This is a genomic window from Actinoplanes sp. NPDC023936 (genome assembly GCF_040639325.1).
Taxonomy (GTDB): domain Bacteria; phylum Actinomycetota; class Actinomycetes; order Mycobacteriales; family Micromonosporaceae; genus Actinoplanes.
Genome location: NZ_JBEZZR010000089.1, coordinates 1 through 2,932 on the forward strand (window position 1 = coordinate 1; position 2,932 = coordinate 2,932).

Annotated in this window: 1 protein-coding gene; it reads left to right on the forward strand. The window is 64.9% G+C overall.

The features are described 5' to 3' along the window. Positions 1–89 precede the first annotated feature (89 nt). Positions 90–2,255: a DUF87 domain-containing protein gene (locus AB0F72_RS42070; protein ID WP_360444923.1), complete on the forward strand. Its 2,166-nt coding sequence runs from the start codon at positions 90–92 to the stop codon at positions 2,253–2,255. Positions 2,256–2,932 lie beyond the last annotated feature (677 nt).

Below are 2,932 nucleotides of genomic sequence, written 5' to 3' on the forward strand. Positions count from 1 at the left end.
CCGCCGAATATGAGGCACTACACGCGATGACCCAGCAGGCCACCGCACCCCTGAAAACCAGCTAACCAACTCTCCATCAAACCCGGGGCTTGACACAACTCGATCGGCTGCCCTCCGCCAAGGTTGCCAAGCAACTGGTGGCAAGCCGTCTCCATGTCGTGTTCAAGCGCACCGGATTCCAGCCGGAGCCCGCTACCTGGCCGGTGCCCGACCATGCGTTCGAACACGCCCGGGAATTCACGCCACGCATGCTGCTGCAAAGGGTCGACTGGCACATTCGCGCCTGTTTGCGGGCCGATGCGGTCCTACCCCTGGCCGATCTGCGGGACGTCACCGAAGATGCCGAAACTGCTCCGCCACTGACATCAGGGTTCGAGCTGGGCGCTTTCGACGAGCGTCTAGCGGCGTTGGTGCAAGAGGCGTCAGTCGATGCCGCGCTGTCGCCCGACACCGAGGACACCGACATGCCGCCTCTGCTCGTAGCGGCCCTCCAGGCGTGGGTGATCGAGACGGGCAACGATCAGGACTACGCAGTCCAGCCCGGGGCCGGAAACCCTCCGATTTTCCATGCGATGCTGCGGCACTTCCTGGACCCTGACACCGACGACCAGGAGCACTGGTCGATCCGGAGCATCGCCAAAGAACACCATCGCGCAGTCATCGCCCGGATCGAACGCCTGAAGCAGGTCGCCGCTCTTGATCCCCTCGTGGCGAAGCGTTCCGCCGTGATCCTCCGTCCGGCGGGCACGCACTGGTCGACCGGGCCGGCGACGACCCAGATGTGGCAGGGGTTCGAGGCCGCCGGCGGCCGGATCATCACGCCGTCACCCGATGACCTCAAGGTGTTCGCAGCGCTCAGCGTTATGCTCAGAAGCCCGAGCAGCGCATTGACGGCATGGTTGATCGCACGGCGACCCGCTGGTGGCACGACGCTGATGGGTCAGATCCTGGGTGCGACGCCGGTCGACCGCAGCGACGGTCCCCGATCGCATGACGGTCCCGACCCGCCCGCCGGTGAGCCGCTCATCGACGGCAGCACCGTTCCCCTCGGTGTCGCCGAGGACGGGTCGCCAGTGAGCACGGGGCTGGAGTCGCTGCGTAAGCACGTCGCGATCTTCGCTGGTTCTGGCTCAGGCAAGACAGTGCTGATCCGCCGACTGATCGAGGAGTGCGCGCTCCGGCGCGTGTCCAGCATCGTCCTCGATCCGAACAATGATCTCGCCCGGCTCGGTGACCCCTGGCCGGAGCCGCCCGTGGGCTGGGGTCCGGGCGACGCAGAGCTTGCCGCGGCCTATCTGGAACACACCGAGGTGATCGTTTGGACACCGCGCCGTCAGGCGGGGCGACCGCTCGTCCTCCAGCCGCTTCCTCATCTGACAACGGTCCTGGACGACCCGGACGACTTGGCCATTGGCCTCGACATCGCGGTCGCTGCCCTGGCACCCCGCGCACGGCTTACCGGTAACACCGCGCGAACTGACCGCGGACGGGCCATCCTGCGGGAGGCTTTGTCGCACTTCGCACACCGGGGCGGCGGGTCTCTGAAGGAGTTCATCGGCCTCTTGGCTGACCTCCCGGAGGACGTAGCGTCACTGGAGCGGTCGGTGGACATCGCTAGTGACATGGCGCAGACCTTGACCGCCGCATGCATCAACGATCCTCTCTTTGGCGGATCAGGTACACCGCTCGACCCGGGCGTGCTCTTAACCCCATCGCGGAACCAACGCGCCCGCATCTCGGTGATCAGCATGATCGGCCTGAGCAGCGAGGAGCAGCGGCAGAGCTTCGTGAGCCAGCTCCAGATGGGACTGATGACCTGGATCAAGGCCCATCCGGCGAGAGATCGTCCGCTCAGCGGGCTGCTAGTGATGGATGAGGCACAGACAATCGCACCGTCCGGGCCCACCACAGCGGCCACTGAGAGCACCCTCGCGCTCGTCAGCCAGGCTCGCAAGTACGGCCTGGGATTAATATTCGCTACACAGGCTCCACGGGGAATTCATAACCGGATCGTCGGCAACGCGGCAACCCAGTTCTACGGCCTGATCAAGGCCACGGCTCAGATCGTCGCGGTACGTCAGCTGGCACAGGGCCGGTCCAGCGAGCCGATCGATGTGTCCGGCTTGAGGGCGGGGACCTTCTACCTGTCCGACGAAGGCGCCGAATTCCGCAAAGTATCCGTGCCAATGAGTTTGAGCCACCATCCGCCGAGCGCGCTGAGCGCGGAGGAGGTGCTTGCGCGGGCACGCCGCTGAGCAAGCGGCCCCAAGCACAACCTCCTTCTATCGCGATCACGAAATCGTCGGAGTGAGTTGCCGGCAGTTGCATGCTGGCCTGCCGCGAACGCGGCGCCGAACCGATCATTCCCAGCCCAAGGCCAGCGGGATCAAGGGCCTGGGCAAACTGCGCTACGTCGTCGAGCAGACCTTCGCCCTGCCCAACCAGTTCCGTCGCCTGGCCGTGCGATGGGAACGCCATCTCGACATCCACGACAGCCTCAATTTCGCTCTAATCTGCTGGCGCCGGCGGATCAACTGGACCGACCAGAGATCGTGTTACGAGCTTTCAGCAGCAACGTCGGCAGACCGAGGCGCTGATGGCGGCGACAGTTTGGCCGGCCGGGCCGTTCGATTGAGGGTCGCTCGCCGCTTGGCTGTGTGCTTGGCTACCGTATCGGAGGGCGACTAGCGACTTGCCGCCCAAGCTCTTTGTCGCCCACCTCAGCGTTGACACTAACGGCGGAGAACGTCAGGCCGACTGTAGTGAGCAGCAACACCAGGGTGACCGGAGAATGATGTGCTCTGGCGTCAGAACAGCCACAACAGAGGCAACGAGAATGGGCTTGACCCGTTTCGACGGACAGGGTCGATGAGTTGATCTTCACGCTACCTTGAGGGCGGGTAGCGGGGCGAGGTTGGTGCCTGCCTCGTAG